Annotated in this window: 12 protein-coding genes; 7 read left to right on the top strand and 5 right to left on the bottom strand. The window is 66.4% G+C overall.

Translation table 11 applies throughout. The features are described from left to right. Positions 1-21: 21 nt before the first annotated feature. Entirely contained in the window at positions 22-2,730 is a 2,709-nt protein-coding gene (locus CPH63_RS18645) for a glycoside hydrolase family 3 protein (protein ID WP_172892239.1), read from the bottom strand. Between the two features lie 184 nt (positions 2,731-2,914). Between CPH63_RS18645 and CPH63_RS18640 the strand changes: the two genes are divergently transcribed. Continuing rightward, positions 2,915-3,490 (top strand): TetR/AcrR family transcriptional regulator, encoded by a 576-nt coding sequence (locus tag CPH63_RS18640; protein WP_096304278.1) that lies wholly within the window; start codon positions 2,915-2,917, stop codon positions 3,488-3,490. 25 nt (positions 3,491-3,515) lie between these two features. Here CPH63_RS18640 and CPH63_RS18635 read toward each other — a convergent pair whose 3' ends face one another. Continuing rightward, positions 3,516-6,287 (bottom strand): glycoside hydrolase family 3 C-terminal domain-containing protein, encoded by a 2,772-nt coding sequence (locus tag CPH63_RS18635; RefSeq protein WP_197704443.1) that lies wholly within the window; start codon positions 6,285-6,287, stop codon positions 3,516-3,518. A gap of 351 nt (positions 6,288-6,638) precedes the next feature. Here CPH63_RS18635 and CPH63_RS18630 point away from each other — a divergent pair, with 351 nt between their 5' ends. From CPH63_RS18630 to CPH63_RS18615, 3 genes are all read left to right on the top strand, one after another. Beyond that, positions 6,639-7,430: an HAD family acid phosphatase gene (locus tag CPH63_RS18630; RefSeq protein ID WP_197704442.1), complete on the top strand. Its 792-nt coding sequence runs from the start codon at positions 6,639-6,641 to the stop codon at positions 7,428-7,430. 123 nt (positions 7,431-7,553) lie between these two features. Further along, entirely contained in the window at positions 7,554-7,772 is a 219-nt protein-coding gene (locus CPH63_RS18625; protein ID WP_096304276.1) for a DUF6457 domain-containing protein, read from the top strand. Positions 7,773-7,836: 64 nt separating this feature from the next. Continuing rightward, positions 7,837-9,102, top strand: coding sequence for a hypothetical protein (locus tag CPH63_RS18615; RefSeq protein WP_157749647.1), 1,266 nt, complete (start codon positions 7,837-7,839; stop codon positions 9,100-9,102). Positions 9,103-9,110: 8 nt separating this feature from the next. On the opposite strand, the gene CPH63_RS18610 is transcribed toward CPH63_RS18615, so the two are convergent. Further along, entirely contained in the window at positions 9,111-10,682 is a 1,572-nt protein-coding gene (locus CPH63_RS18610; protein WP_096304273.1) for a peroxidase family protein, read from the bottom strand. A gap of 128 nt (positions 10,683-10,810) precedes the next feature. After that, on the bottom strand, positions 10,811-11,296 hold the full coding sequence (locus tag CPH63_RS18605) for a MarR family winged helix-turn-helix transcriptional regulator (protein WP_096304272.1): 486 nt from the start codon (positions 11,294-11,296) through the stop codon (positions 10,811-10,813). A 43-nt stretch (positions 11,297-11,339) separates the two neighbouring features. On the opposite strand from CPH63_RS18605, the gene CPH63_RS18600 reads away from it, so the two are divergent. Genes CPH63_RS18600 through CPH63_RS18590 form a run of 3 tightly spaced genes read left to right on the top strand, consistent with a single transcriptional unit; the run spans position 11,340 to position 13,338 of the window. Further along, positions 11,340-12,128 (top strand): hypothetical protein, encoded by a 789-nt coding sequence (locus CPH63_RS18600; RefSeq protein WP_096304271.1) that lies wholly within the window; start codon positions 11,340-11,342, stop codon positions 12,126-12,128. After that, the gene (locus tag CPH63_RS18595) at positions 12,121-12,843 is read left to right on the top strand and encodes a YoaK family protein (RefSeq protein WP_096304270.1); all 723 of its coding nucleotides are present in this window, start codon (positions 12,121-12,123) and stop codon (positions 12,841-12,843) included. Before CPH63_RS18600 ends, CPH63_RS18595 begins: the two co-directional genes overlap by 8 nt. Next, a complete protein-coding gene (locus CPH63_RS18590) occupies positions 12,844-13,338 on the top strand; it encodes a hypothetical protein (protein WP_096304269.1) in 495 nt (164 codons plus the stop codon). Positions 13,339-13,372: 34 nt separating this feature from the next. Here the strand turns inward: CPH63_RS18590 and CPH63_RS18585 are convergent, their stop codons facing one another. Then, complete coding sequence (locus tag CPH63_RS18585; protein WP_096304268.1) at positions 13,373-14,983, bottom strand: methyl-accepting chemotaxis protein; 1,611 nt, start codon at positions 14,981-14,983, stop codon at positions 13,373-13,375. Positions 14,984-15,013 lie beyond the last annotated feature (30 nt).

Raw genomic sequence — 15,013 nt, 5'->3', positions numbered from 1 at the left:
TGACCAGCTGGACTCCCTTCCTCAGACGGCGGTGGCGATGTTGAAGGTTGTGCTCAGCGGGGTATTGCGCTCCGACGAACCGACGTACAGCGTGTAGGTACCCGCGGCGATCTGCCACTTGTCGTTGGTGGTGTTGAAGTAGCTGAGCGGGTTCGTCGGACCGGCCGGATCGATGGTCACCGTGATGGCACTGACGCCGCCCGCCGCGATCGTGCGCTTCGCGTAGCCGACTAGGCGCTTCGGCGGCTCACCCGTACTGCTGGGCAGCCCGACGTAGACCTCGGCCACCTCGGCCCCGGAGACGACGCCAGTGTTGGTGACCTGGAACTTCACGTTGACTGGTGTCTTCGCGGTCACCACCGCCGGTGTGACCCTCAAGTTGGCGTAGCCGAAGGTTGTGTATGACAGGCCGAAGCCGAACGGGAAGAGCGGCTTGATACCCGCCACGTCGTAAGCCTTGTAGCCGACGTTGATGCCCTCGCCGTAGGTCACGTTGAGATTGGTCGCGGTGGCCCAGGGGTTCGTGACCCCCGGCGGGATGGCGGTGTCGCTGGTCGGGTAAGTGACCGTGAGCTTCCCGCTCGGATTCACATCGCCCCACAACACGTTAGCCAGAGCGGCGCCCTGCTCCTGGCCGCCGAAGTACGTCTCGACGACCGCGGGTACTGAGCTGAGCCACGGCATGGTGACCGGTCCGGAGTTGGCCAGCACCACGATGGTGTTCGGGTTGGCGGCCCGGACCGCAGCGATCAGTTCATTCGAACTCTGCGGCAGTTTCAGCGAGACGCGGTCACGCTGTTCGCCCTCGTAGGTGCGCACGTAGACGATCGCGACTTGAGCCTTCTTGGCCGCGGCGGCCGCCGCTTTGATCGCCGGTGAGTAGGTGCTGGCCGGTGTCTTCCACTGCAGCAGCAGCGTCCCCGGCTCCAGGCTGTCGAACGGATGCGTCGCCTGGTAGGTGATGTGCAGCGTGTGCGGCACCCCGGCCGCGAGGGAGAGCACCGGCGAAGCGGCATTGGACTTGCGCCCGTCGGCTCCGGTCATATTGATGATCTGGTTGCCGTCCAAGCTCAACGTGGCCTGCCCGAACCCGGTGAGGTCGAGGACGTAGTCGCCCGTCTTCGGCGCGGTGATCTTCCCGTCGTAGACGACCGACTGCTGATCGGTCGGCGATGTCACCGGGGGTTCGGGAACCTGCGAGGTCTGTCCGGCCCACAACCCGAACGTGGTCAGAAAGCCGACGTCGTAGTTGACCTGCTGCTCCACCCGACTGGTTGCCGGCGAGCCCTGGAACGACGTGTTGTCCCAGTAGTAGGCCTGCAGGCCGGTGCCTATCCCGTTCGTCGGGGTCAGTACCGAGGACGGCACCGTGGTCATACTGCTCGCCTCCAGCATGGACGCGGCATTGACCGGGTCGTTCCCAGCGACCCAATTGACGCTGGCATTCCCGGCATGGGCCAGGATTCCGTTGAGCACAGGCGTCTCCTGCGTGGGGCTCACCCAGGGCGCGCCGCTCGGTGCGGCCAGGATGTTCGCGTCCGCACCGATCACCGCGATCGACTTCGTCGCCGGGCTGAGGGGGAGTGCCCCGCCTGAGTTCTTGAGCAGGGTGATGGCCGACTCCTCGGTCTTGCGGGCGACGGCGTCGTGAGCGGCGACCGGAATCGCCGACGGCGTGTAAGAGCGGTCGAAGACACCCAGACGGAACATCGTGGTCAGGATGCGCAGCACGCTCTGGTCCACCTGGGCCTCGGAGGCCGTTCCGTTGCTGACCGCGGCCAACAGCGCGCCGTCATAGACGGTCAGCGTGCCGGTCTCCATGTCGGTGCCCCCCTGCAGCCCCTTCAACGTGTCGTGCAGAGCGCCGAAATCGGTGAGCACGAAGCCGGTGAATTTGAGCTGCCCTTTGAGCAGATTCCGCAGGGTTAGCGCGTTGTCGCAGGAGTACTCGCCGTTGATCTTGTTGAACGAACACATGACCGAACCGGGATCAGCCGTCTTTACAACGGATTCGAAGGCAAGGGCATAGACCTCGCGCAGCGCTCGCTGGCTCACGACGTCGTTCTGGCCGCTACCTCGGTTCGTCTCCTGGTTGTAGCCCAGGTAGTGCTTGAGATCGGCGATCACGTTCTGGGACTGCACCGCATTCACGTAGGCCCCGGTGATGTTCGCGTTGAGGGTCGGGTCCTCGCTCTCGGTCTCATCGGCCCGTCCCCAGAATGGCTGACGGATGATGTCGGCGTCGGGGCCGAGCAGCACGTTCTGCCCGGCCTCGAGCACCTCGGCCGCGACCACTTTGGCGTAGTTGGTGGCGGTGGTGGTGGACCAGGTCGAGGCCAATGCCTGCATGGACGGAAGCGAGGTGGCGTTCTGACCTGTGTCGAGCAGCGACCAGCCGCGGGGTGCGACTCCTGAGCTGGCATCGGCCATCTTCAGGGCCGGAATGCCCAGGCGGACGATGGGTGCGTTGTAGTAGGCGTACGGAGCGTCTCCCTGATTGCCGGTCATCAGATCGACCTTCTCGGGCAGGGTCATCTGCTTTATCAGCAGGTTCGCCCGCTGGGCCGGAGTGAGGTCGGTGGCCAGCCAGGGCCGGGCCGTCACCGACGGAGCGAGGGGTCCCGGAGTTGCCGCGCCGGCCGTGGTGACGGTGGCCGCGAAGGCGGTCGTGACGAAGGTGGTGGAGGCGACGGTTGCTGCGACTAAGGAGTAAAGACGACGGCGACGCATAGGTTGCACCTGCTTACTTGAGGGGGATTCTTCACTCGCACAGAGCGATGTGATCTGGACCATAGACCCCCTACCGAGTAATCGGTAGGGGGTCTGCGGCGGGTTTCGACACTCCGCCTAGGCGCGGAACGAGGTCACCGTGGCTTTACAGGCGAAGGAGTAGAACGCCCGATACCATCGGGCCATGACGAGCGCTACGCAATCCGAATCTGTCTCGAAGCGGGACCAGATTCTGGATGCAGCGCAGGAAGCGTTCGCCACGAAGGGATTCCGGGGCGCGCCGATGGCGGCGATTGCGACGACCGCCGGTCTGACCCAGCAGGGGCTGCTGCACTATTTCGCGACGAAGACCCATCTTTTGCTGGCGGTTCTGGAGCGGCGGCAGGATTCGGATGTGGAGAATTTCTGGGACTTCCAAGGCAGCTATCTGGACGCGCTCATTGAACTCACGTCCGAGAACGCGCAGCGGCCGGGACTCATCCGGCTCTTCGCCACCCTCTCGGCCGAGGGGGTTGACCCCGAAAATCCCGGCCACGCCTGGTGGACCGATCGCTACGCGATGATGCGCTCGCTGGTCGTCGAGGCGCTGCGGCGAGATCAGGCCGCCGGCGTGCTGCGAGCGGATCTCGACCTTGCAGTCACGGCGGTGCAGATCATCGCGGTCATGGACGGGCTGCAGTTGCAGTGGCTGCTGCACCCGCAGGAGATCGACATGGTCAAAGCGATGGAGTCGTTCCTGCAGACGCTGCGAGCTAGCTGATTCGAGCGAAGCTGATTCGAGCCCGTCAGGAGAGCAGCCAGCGCTGGGCTGCCGTGCCGTTACAGTGATAAATCTGCAGCTGAACCCCGGGCACGGCCAAGCCGGCCGGAACATCCAGGCAGAGTCCTGCCCCTGTGTTGACCAGCGCGGAGGTTGAGCTGGGCGTCCACTGCTGGGCCGCCGTGCCGTTGCAGGTGTAGAGCTGGACCGGCGTTGCGTCCGTCCGGCCGGCGGAGGCGACGTCGAGGCACTTTCCGAGCGCTCGAAGGGTGCCATCCGGATGCCGCGTCCATTGCTGGGCGTTGGTGCCGTTGCAGAGGAAGACCTCCACTGCGGTGGCGTCGGCGTCGGAGGCCCCCCGCACATCAAGGCAGAGGCCGCCGAGTCCGGTGACCGGTCCGGTGAGCGCGCTGCCGTCGGGTGCCGGGTTGACGGTGACGATGAACGTGGCCGACCCGGACGCTCCGGCCGCGTCGGATGCGGTCACCGCCACCGTGCTCGTGCCGGCACGCAGCGGTGTTCCGGAGAGCTGGCCGGAACTACTGATAGCCACCCCGGCGGGGAGCCCGGTCGCGCTGAAGCGCAGCGTTGCCCGGGCCGAGTCGGTGGCCGGCAGGGCTCGTGTGAAGCCGACGCCGGCGGTGACGTCCAGCGGCCCGGGATTGGTGACCGATACCGTTCGTCCGGGACGGCCGGAGGTTATCGGCAGGACCGCATGCAGTGGTAGGTCACGGGAGGAGTCGCCGACCCAGATGCCATAGGTGCCGGCCGTGGTGACGAATGCGTTCGCCGACGTGGACCAGGCCGCCAGATCCTTGAGGTTGAGCGGTAGATACACCCGGGTACTGGCCCCGGGACTGAGGGTCACCCGCTTGTATCCCTTGAGTTGCTTCGGCGGCTCCCCGACCACAGCCGGCGCGGTGATGTAGAGCTGCGCGACGTCCGAACCGCTGCGGGTACCGGTGTTGGTGATGGTCGCGCCGACGGTCACCGTGCCGCCGGCGTTGATGGGTGAGATGCGCAGGTCGCTGTAGGCGAAGGTGGTGTAGGACAGGCCATAGCCGAACGGGAAGAGTGGGCTGATGCCCTGCTGGTCATACCAGCGGTAGCCGACCTGCAATCCCTCGGAATATTGGACATTCCCGTTGAGGCCTGGCCACTGGGCCGTGGTCTGCGCCGGCACGTCGGCCAGTGACCGTGGGAAGGTGACCGGTAGGTGGCCGGCGGGGTTGACGTCGCCGAAGAGCACTTGGGCGATGGCGGTGCCGTTCTCCTGCCCCGGGTACCAGGCTTCGAGTACGCCCGCTACTTCGTCGATCCAGGGCATCGTGACGGCCGATCCGGTGTTCAGCACGACAACGGTGTGCCGATTGGCCGCGGCGACGGTCCTGATGAGCGTGTTCAACGACGCGTCCAGGTCGATGCTGCTGAGATCACTATCCTCGGTCTCGTACTTGCTGGCGAAGACGACGGCGACGTCGGCCTTGGCTGCGGTTGCCGCCGCTGATGACGCGCTTAGGCCCGGGTCGAAGAGGACTGAGGTGCCGGCCGGGGCGCGACGTTGGATGCCGAGCAGTGGCGCAACCTGGTAGTCGGCCCGTACGTTGGCGCTGCCCCCTCCGGTGTACTGCGGATGATCGGCCGCGTCGTCTCCGATCACGGCGATGGTGTGGGCGGCGGCGGTGATCGGCAGGGTGCCGGCCGTGTTCTTCAGCAGAACCGTCCCCTCCGCGGCCACCGCACGGGCGACTGCGATGTGCGCGTCCGTCGTCACCACACGGGTTGGCGAGCCGGTTGGCGCTCGGTCGAAGAGACCGAAGCCGAACATCTGCGTCAGAATCGCGCTGACCATCGAGTCGATCGTGGCGACCGAGACGGTGCCGGCTCCGACCGCCGCCGAGAGAGCGCTGCCGAAGTAGGTGTCGCCCGGCATCTCGATGTTCAGACCGCCGTTGGCCGAGGCGACGGTGGACTTGGTCGCGAACCAGTCCGACGTGACGAAGCCGTTGAAGCCGAGCTGGGATCGCAGCACGCTGTTCTGGAGGTAGTTGTTCTGGCAGGCCGGGGTGCCGTTGACGGTGCTGTAGGAGCACATGGCCGAGGCGACCGCGCCCGACTTGACGGCGGTGCCGAAGGCCGGGAGGTAAAGCTCCTGCAGGGCCCGAGTCGAGACCACCGCGTTGTCGGCGGCGGTGTTGCGGTTCGTCTCCTGGTTGTAGGCGGCGAGGTGTTTGACCTGGGCGAGTTCCCCCTGGCTCTGGATGCCCTGGATGAGCGCCGAACCGGTTCGTCCAGCCAGGTATGGGTCCTCACCGGTCGACTCGAAGGCCCGTCCCCAGCGTGGATCGCGCACCAGGTTTACCGTCGGTGCCAGCGTTATCGTCGTTCCCTTGCCGGCCTGCTCGGCGCCCAGGACCGCCCCGTACTGCCGCTCGGCCACCGGGTCCCAGGTGGCGGCCGCGGCCACCGGCGCCGGGAGTTGGGTCACTCCGGTGAGTCCGTCGCCGACACCGGCCGGCCCGTCCTGGAAGTTCATGGCCGGGATGCAGAGGTCCGGGATGGCGGGGGTCAGCCCCGCGTAGGAGGAGCCGTACTGCCCGTGCAGCAGGGTGATCTTCTCGCCCAGCGACATCGCGGCCACGACCTGGCTCACCCGGGTCGGCACAGGCGCGGTGGAACCGACCCACGGGCAGCGGGTCGCTGCGGCCCGGGCGGTAGCTGCGGTTGAGAAGGCGCTGACCAGCAGGGCGGCGACGAGGCATACGAGCATGGCGAAGGGGGTGGTTCGACGGCTCACGGGGGACTCCTGTTCAACACTGAACGGATGGGCGGCTCGATCACGGGGGGTAGCGCCGAGCGGTGTCGAGGAATATGTTGTGGGTCACAACATACACAGATCACTCCGGGCTGTATACGGTCGGTGGACGAACAAATTAGTCCACCGTGACCCTGTGGCACCGGTTGAATATGTCTGTAAACATTGATGATTCTCGAAGCAATGCGATGCCGGCGCACCGGTGTGGTCGCTGAGTGCCTTTACGGAATGCTGCGCGGTCGATAGCGTCGATAGAACGTCTCGAGCAGAAGGAGAATCATGCGTATTGTCAGGCGATTCAGGCAGTTGTCGCGCGTAACAAAGACCTTACTTGTGGGGCTGGCTGCGGTGTTGGTCGCCGCCGGGGGAGGCGTCGCGTACAGCGCGGTCGCCCAGCCGGCGATCCACACCTTCACCCCGCGCTCGGCCGACCAGATCACCAACATCGACGTCCTCCGGCAGCAGATTCGCAACTACTACGGAGATCCACTCGGCACCGGAACCTTCGCCGCCGACAGCAACTACGCCAGGGAGGCCAGCCGGGTCGCGGCCGACGGCACCCGCTACCTGAACTATGCGCATTCCCATAAAACCAAGGCGATCGTGCTGGATGTGGACGACACATCACTAGCCACCTGGAACTATGAGATCGCCAGCAACTGGGCCTACAACCCCACCAGCAACGCCACCTTCGTCAACGGCCAGCTCTTTCCGGCCGTCCCCGGAATGGTGGCGATGGCGACCTCGGCGGCCAAGCACGGCTACGCGATCTTCTTCCTGACCGGCCGCCCGGCGGCGCAGGAGGCGGTGACACTGGGCAACCTGACCGCCGACGGTATCGGTGTCGACGCCGGCTACCCGGCCCCGACGACACTCAATGACGGTGAGGACGGCCTCTTCACCAAGCCCGCCGTGGCCGACTACCCGGACTACCTCAAGAAGGCCTGCGCCGACGACCCGAACGGATCCTGCACGACGATCCACTACAAGTCCGCGACCAGGGCACATATCGAGTCGCTCGGGTACGACATCGTCGCCAACTTCGGAGATCAGTACAGCGACTTGACCGGCGGCAGCGCCGACCGCACGTTCAAGTTGCCGAACCCGAACTACTACCTGCCGTAGCAGTTCGATCGAACTCAGCAGTTCGATCGAACTCAGCAGTTCGATCCGAACTCCCTTCCCGTCGGGTGACCGCGTCTGGCCACCCGACGGGAAGCCTTGCCTGGACCAGATGATCGGAGTTACATGACCAGCGATGATTGGCTGGCCCGGGTCGCCGCCGACCTCGGTGTCGAACCCCTCGCGAAGACCGATGATCTTCTCGACCTGACCCGAGAGATAGCGCACTCACTCGAGCGGCGGTTCGGCCCGCTCACCCTCTTCCTGCTGGGTCAAGCGGTAGCCGCCGGCGGTGACCGCGACGTTCTCGTCGCCCGGCTGCGAGCGATGCTGCCCGCCGGCTAGGTATCAGCCGACCCACTCGGCGCTCTGCTACTCCGGCATATCCCACCGGAGTAAAGGACGTTCTGTGATCCGCCCAGCTGCTCGCATTCTACTGATCAGCACCGCCACCGCCGTGGCTGCCGCCGGCACCCTGGCGCTGCTGCCGGCTCAGTCGGCATCGGCCATCAATCCCTGTAACGGCCCGGTGCCACCGGCGAGTTGCGATGGCGGTGACCCGTTGCCCAGGCCGACGCCGACTCCGCGGACCGCGGCGCCGACCGGCCTCACCCTCTCCAACGTCAGCTCGACCGCCGCCACGCTGAGCTGGAGCGACACGGTCAGAGACGAGACGGCCTTCCTCGTCACTCGTACGTCGCGGCCGACGGCCGCATCGGCCGGGATGACGGTCCAGAGCACAGTGGTACCGGCCGCTGGCCAGACGAGCTTCGCCATTGCCCAGACCGGACTGCCGGCCAACCAGACCGTGAGCTGGTCGGTGGTCGCGACCTCGCCGTCGAAGGCGGCCTCCGCGGCCGCCACCACCGGCACACTGACCGTCGACATCCCGACCTGGCTGCCGGCGCAGCCTCAGCTTCTCGCCTTCCGTTCGGACTGGGCTACCTCGGCCTTCCCGAACGTCGGCAAGGCGGCGACGCTGGCCGATGTCGTGCGAATCCTGAGCAACCCGAGCGGAAGCATCAACCAGGCCGCGACCGGAGCCTGCGGCCCGGCCACCGCCGAGTTCGAACTGGTCCGCCGCGATCAGCCGCGCTTCGTCGATACGCTGCATTCGATCGCCAACGGCGGCGCCTTCACCACGCCGGACGGCACGACCTACACGGCGAGCAGCGAGCTGCGCAGCAGCCCACCCAACACGACGCCAGACGGCAACGGGAACGTCATCACCGCGGCCAACTGGCTGTTCCTGGCGACGATCAAGGACTCGGGTAATTTGACGGCCCGGATCACCAGTGCCACCAGCGGCGATGACGCGGCCTGGATCAGTTCGCCGGCCGACGTCGACAACTGGCTGTCGCACATCGCGGGGATGCACACCACGACGGCTACCGCGATCCTGCGTCCCTTCACCTATGGCTCGGCCATCATGCCGGGTGCTGAGGCGCTACGGAAGGCCGGGGGCGCGGTGGTGCTGCTGATCGACGCGAGCCTGCTCGGACCCACGCCGGGTGGCCTCTCCTACCCCAACCACTACGTCGACCTGCAGTCGTTCAGCTCCACGAGCAGCACCGTCACCTTCACGGTGGCGACCTGGGGCTTCGTGACCAAGCCGATTACGGTCAGCTGGGACACCTTCGACAGCCGGACGTGGGATGTTCTCACCGCCCGCTGACGAGGCGGCTACTTGCCCGAGCAGCTGAAGCTGACGTAGACGCTGTCGGGATCCCTGGAGTTGCGCTTGACGATCTGCTGCAGGCTCGTCGTCTCCTCGATGGTCTTCAACCCAAGGGGGGAGAAGGTCTGCGGCGAGTAGACGTGCCGGGCCAGCAGCGGATTCGTCAGGGCCTGGGTGAAGGCGTCGTTGGCGACCATCGAGGTGAGCAGCTCACCCATCATCATGTAGTCGGGATACCCCTCGGCGAAGATCCCGACGTACCACTCCAGGTTGTCGATGTCGCCGTAGAGCGCCTCCAACCGCTGCTGGACCACCTTGTCGTGGGTGAGTTCGGAGTAGCTGGACATCGCCTTGTAGCCGTAAGCCACCCGATATTCGTTGTAGGAACGCAGCCGCGCCTGGCGACCCAGCTGGACCGTGCGCTCCTCGATCGAGGGGGAGTCACCGTGACGATCAACCAGGAAAGTAGGCGTGTTGAAGAGCCCGATCTTGCCGGCCAGCACATTGGAGCAGTGCCGCATCAACGCTTCGATTCCTTCTGAGATCACCAGAGGGTTGTTGTTGCGGACGGCGTCCGGCCCGATCTCGTCCGGCCCGGAACCGATCGCGTCCGGGACCAGCATGTGCCAGCGATAGAGGATGTTGAACTCCACCGCGGCCCAGTTGGTTCGGTTCCACCGCTCGCCGTCGGCGATCAGATTGACCATCTCCACCGGCACGTCCCAGGGGCCGATGTGCTTGATGTACTCCTCGACCACGATCTTGAGCAGCAGCACGATGGTCACGTTGCGAGCGGTTTGGAAGACCCGCTCGTCGTCCCACTCCGGGTATTCGGCGGCGAGTAGTCCGGCCAGGCGGTTGTGCTCGCGCAGCCAGACGATGTTCATGATGGTGTTGCCGATGGTCGAGTTACCGTGGGCCAGGCCGACGGCGAAGAAGGAGTCCTTGCGGTCATCCGGCGCGTCACCCAGGATGACGTTCAGGACGAAGTTCTCGTCGAATAGTCCGATGAACTCCGGCTTCACCGCGAGCGCTGCGCCGGGATCGCGCGGCTGGAAGTAGAACTGCGGGTACTCCTCGCCATCGATCAGCTGACTCTTCAGCCGACCGCCTTCGTGGGCCCGGAGCAGGTCGGTCTGGCTGGGCGAGAGACCGTAGATCTCGCAGAGGTCGATCTCGTGGTTGGAGTGATTGCGGCGGAAGTCCACCATGTCGGTGGCCAGAAAGCTGTCCACGAACCACTGGGCGAAGAACATGAACATGACGCTGGTGTCGGTGGACTTGATCTCCTCGTCCCGACGAAACAGCGCGACGACGTCGGCCAGTGGCGGTAGCGCGGCCATCGTCTCATCGCTGGCCGGGGGGAGGTGGCGACCGGAGTAGCTGCGGTCGGTGAGACTCTCCCAGCTCGTGTAGTCGCTCATCAACGACAGCGGGCGCGGCCGGAGCGTCGTCGAGTAGCTGAACTCGTTGATGATCAGGCCGCTCAACAGGCCACGAACCGCTGGGACGTCCCGTAGCGGCCCGACCAACTTCGGAATGAGGTGATTGATCGACTTCGGCAGCTGTGGAAACATCTGGCCCCCAGATTTGGGCGTGGTCGGCGAGACCATCCGCCTGCACTGCGGATGGTAGCCCCGACGGCCCTTCCGGTAGAAGAGCGAATTGGGCGCTACGGCGTGTCGACGACGGCGGCCGCCCAGCGCTATTCGGCGCGGTATCCGGGGTGCACACCCTCGGTCAGATCGAGGCTGGCGGCGATACGGGTCAACAATTCCCGGAGGGTTGCCGCCTCATCGTCGGAGAGGCTGCCGGTGATGCGCTGCTCGTGGCGGCGCGCAGTGGTGGCTATACCGGCGAACGCCCGGCGCCCATCGGCGGTCGGTGAAATGATGTTGGCCCGCCGATCATTGGCGTCACGGGTGCGGGTGATCCAGCCGCGCTGCTCGAGGTCGTCGACATAGGCCACGACGCGGCTCGGTGCGGTTCCGAGGGTCAGCGCCAATTGCTGCTGAGTCATCGCGGCATCGGCCATGAGCAGCCGCATGATGCCGGCGACACCCGGGCTGATGTCGAGCTCGCTGAGCGAGCTGGCGAACTCCTCGGCGGCCCGGGCGCCGACCTGAGCCAGCAGAAAGGCGACGCCGGGACCACGCTGGCTCTCGGGCGGACGAGATCGGGGAGCGGGCATGCGCCCCAGCCTACTGCATACCGTTCTGTGCAATAATCATTCTGTGCAGAACGATTTGCGGCTTGAAGCATCACCGCGACCCGGCGCCCGGCGCAGGCTCTCGGCGGTTGAAGTTCTCTGCTGCGGCATCGGAGTAGGCCTCATCCTCGTCGGGCTGAGCCACCTCCTCGCCCTCTGGGCCTACCCTCGCCCGTGGCTCGGGCCGCTCTCCTGGCGTAAACCGATCACCTTCGGGGTCTCCTTCGGCGTCGTTCTCCTCTCGATCACGTGGGTCACCTCGTACCTGACGATGTCGTCGCGCCTGCGTGGCGCGCTACTTTCCGTCTTTGCCCTCGACTGCGTCGTCGAGGTGGCCGGCGTGACTATCCAGGCGTGGCGAGACGTGCCCTCGCACTTCGACACCGCGAACGCCTCGGACAAGGTCGTCGCCTTCAGCCTGGCCGTCGGTGGGGCAGTCCTGATCGTGACCCTCGGAGCCTTCGCCGCTGCGTCGCTGCGGGCCGGCGTGAACGCCTCGCCACCCATGCAACGGGCCATCCGGGCTGGGTTTCTGCTCCTGATGGCTGGACTCGCGGCGGGCATCGCGATGATCGTGCGGGGTGAGCAGCTCATCCACTCCGGTCACCTGACGCTGGCCTACAACACCGCCGGCTTCCTCAAAGCGTTCCACGGCATCGCGCTGCACGCGATCCTGGTGATCCCGGCGATCGCCTGGTGGCTCAATCGCACCCGGCTCACCGTGGCCCGGCAACTGAGTCTGATCAACCTCACCATCGCCGCCTACCTGCTCGCGGCCGCGGTCAGCCTCGTGATCTGCTTATCCCGTGTCTGAAACTCAAGAGACGTCGACCGGTCTGCGGATTCTGGTCGCCGACCCGAAGCACGGCCCGCTGCCGGCGCTGCTGCTCGTGCTGACCATCGTGACGGGCGCGGTCGACGCGGTGAGCATCCTGAGTCTGGGCCGGGTCTTCGTGGCCAACATGACGGGCAACGTCGTCTTCGTCGGCTTCGCGCTGGCCGGTGCCCCCGGCTTCTCGCTCAGCGCGTCGCTATTCGCCCTCGGCGGGTTCCTGGTCGGTGCCGCGGTGGGCGGCGCTCTGATCGGGCGGATCAAGTCACAGCGGGCCGCGCTGCTACGCGCCTGCGTGACCGGGGAGCTACTCCTGCTTACCGCCGCCCTGCTGATCGCGATCATCGCCGGCACGCCGTTCACCGGCGTGGCCGTGGACTCGTTGGCGGCTCTGGCCGCGGTGGCGATGGGGCTGCAGAACGCGGTGGTACGGAAGCTGGCCGTCCCCGATCTCACCACCACCGTCCTCACCATGACGATCACCGGGCTGGCCGCGGATCTGCGCGGCGGCGGCCACGGTCCGGCCGTCCTGCGGCGCCTGCTGGCGGTGGCGATGATGCTCATCGGGGCGGTCGCCGGTGCGCTGCTGGTGCTACATGTGGGTGCGGCCGCCGGGCTCGGATTGGCGGTCGGGCTGCTGGTGATCGCCTGTGCCGGCAGTGTGTTGGCGGCGCGGCAGCCGGCCGGGTGGAACTGAATGAACCCGTATCAGCGCTGGCCCGAACCGGCTCGATCGATCGCTGCGGCGCTCGATGCGGTCGTCACGGCGAGCCGGGCCGGTGACCTCGTCGCCTTCGACGACGCGCGCGGGGAGCTGCTGCGTCTGGACCGTGAGCAGGTCAACGGCCTGATCGGCTCGGTGACGCGTGATCTTCTGGAGCGGCTCAACCCGGATGGCCTCGACGCTGACGGCGCCGAGGCGGCGGTACGCAGCTGCGCCACCACCACGGCCGGGTGGTATCCGCAGTTGGATGCCGAGACGCTGCTGTGGGCCCTCGTCGGTGCCCTCGGAATGGCCGAATCCGAGGAGCGGGCCGACACTTCGCCAGACGTTCAACTGGCCCACACGCTGCTGCTGATGAGCAGCCTGCTCGCCGATGCGACCCGGATTGACGCGACGACCACGACCGTCGACGTGCTCTGCGCCGCCCTGGCCGAAGTCAGGCGAGCCGAGACGATGGAGCTGCCCTGAGCTGGAATTCCCTCCAGTGATGATCAGGTGATGATCAGGCGGTGAAGCGGCTGATGACACCGCGCAGCTGCGCACTCATGCCGGCCAGTTCGGTGGCCGCCTCGCCCGAGCGCCGGGCGCCGTCGCTGGCCGTCTGGGTCGCAGCGGCGACGGCCGAGATGCCGTCGGCGATGGAGGCCGAGGTGACAGCGGCCTGGCCGACATTGCGCCCCATCTCATCGGTGGTGGCATTCTGCTCCTCGACGGCGCTGGCGATGGTGATCTGGAAGCCGTGCACGTGGCCGATCACCTCCGAGATCCGTTCGATGGCCTCGACGGCGCCGGCCGTATCGGCTTGGATCGCCGAGACGCGCTGGCCGATGTCGTCGGTGGCGCGGGCCGTCTCCTGAGCGAGCTCCTTGACCTCGCTGGCCACGACCGCGAATCCCTTTCCGGCTTCCCCGGCCCGGGCCGCCTCGATCGTCGCGTTCAGGGCGAGCAGGTTGGTCTGGGCGGCGATCGAGGTGATGACCTTGATGACATTGCCGATCTCGACGCTGGAGTCGCCGAGCTTGGAGATCGTCTGGGTGGCGGTCTCGGCGACGGCCATCGCATCGGCGGCGACGGTGGCGGCCTGGCTCGCGTTGACGGCGATCTCGCGGATGCTTACCGACATCTCGTCGGCGCCGGTCGCCACAGTGGCCACATTCGCCGACACCTCCTCCGAGGAGCGGGCTACGGATGCGGCCTTGCCGGCCGCTACATCAGCCGACTCCGAGATCGAGGAAGCAACTCCCGTGAGGTTGTCGCTGGCGTCGGCGAGATCGCCGGCCGAGGTGTTGATCAGGCGGACCACCTCAGCCACGGACTCAAGGCTGGTGTTGAGCGACTCACCCATACGGGCCAGCTCATCGTGGCCCCTGGTCTGGACCCGGCCGGTGAGGTCACCGGCGGCCAGACGCTGCAGGACCGCCTCGGTGCGACGGATCGGGCGGATCAGCGAGCGGGCGGTCAGCAACGCGATCGCCACCCCCACTCCGAAGCCGAGAATCATCAGCACGATGATCAGCGTGCGGGCGCGCGTATACGCGGATTCGGCCGCCTTGGCCTGGGCCTTGGCGCCGTTGAGCTGAGCGGTCGCCGCCGAGGCCAGAATGGCCGGAATCCCATTCTGGATCTCCTGGGTCTCGGCCAGCAGTGAGCTCGTCTGGCCACGGTCACCCGAGGCCAGGGCCTGCGGCAGCAGCGTGATGTCCTTCAGGTAATTCGCGACGTCGCTGGCCAGTGTGGTGACCGCGGCCGAGGCAGCCGGGGTGAGCGGCATCTTCTGCACGCTGGCGATGTCGTCGGTCAGCTTCTTGATCTGAACCTTGCTGTCGGCGGTGACGGCCGCGATCTCGGCCGCCGGTAGCACCGCAGTGAGGCCACTCTGCGTCAAGTCGGTGGTGTAGTGGAACCAGGTGCCTTCCAGACCCCGGACCGCCTCGGCTGGAACCGCGCCGGCGGCATAGATGCCCTTGGCCTTTGCGTTCAGTGCGGCAAGCTCGTGCAACCCGACGAGTCCGACGGCCACGGTCGCCATCGTCACCACCAGGAAGGCCGCGACGAGACGACCGGCGATGCTGGACATCACGACCGACGTTGGCCGGCGCCGAACTTCACTCATGAGAATCACTCCGTACTGAGGGGCATCGAT

The sequence above is a fragment of the Jatrophihabitans sp. GAS493 genome, assembly GCF_900230215.1.
GTDB lineage: Bacteria > Actinomycetota > Actinomycetes > Mycobacteriales > Jatrophihabitantaceae > MT45.
This window is presented reverse-complemented; position numbering and strand designations above follow the sequence as displayed.

Coding starts and splice junctions, on each gene's coding strand:
- CPH63_RS18605 (WP_096304272.1), bottom strand. CDS start 11,296: ATGCCCGCTCCCCGATCTCGTCCGCCCGAGAGCCAGCGTGGTCCCGGC.
- CPH63_RS18610 (WP_096304273.1), bottom strand. CDS start 10,682: ATGTTTCCACAGCTGCCGAAGTCGATCAATCACCTCATTCCGAAGTTG.
- CPH63_RS18590 (WP_096304269.1), top strand. CDS start 12,844: ATGAACCCGTATCAGCGCTGGCCCGAACCGGCTCGATCGATCGCTGCG.
- CPH63_RS18585 (WP_096304268.1), bottom strand. CDS start 14,983: ATGAGTGAAGTTCGGCGCCGGCCAACGTCGGTCGTGATGTCCAGCATC.
- CPH63_RS18625 (WP_096304276.1), top strand. CDS start 7,554: ATGACCAGCGATGATTGGCTGGCCCGGGTCGCCGCCGACCTCGGTGTC.
- CPH63_RS18645 (WP_172892239.1), bottom strand. CDS start 2,730: ATGCGTCGCCGTCGTCTTTACTCCTTAGTCGCAGCAACCGTCGCCTCC.
- CPH63_RS18640 (WP_096304278.1), top strand. CDS start 2,915: ATGACGAGCGCTACGCAATCCGAATCTGTCTCGAAGCGGGACCAGATT.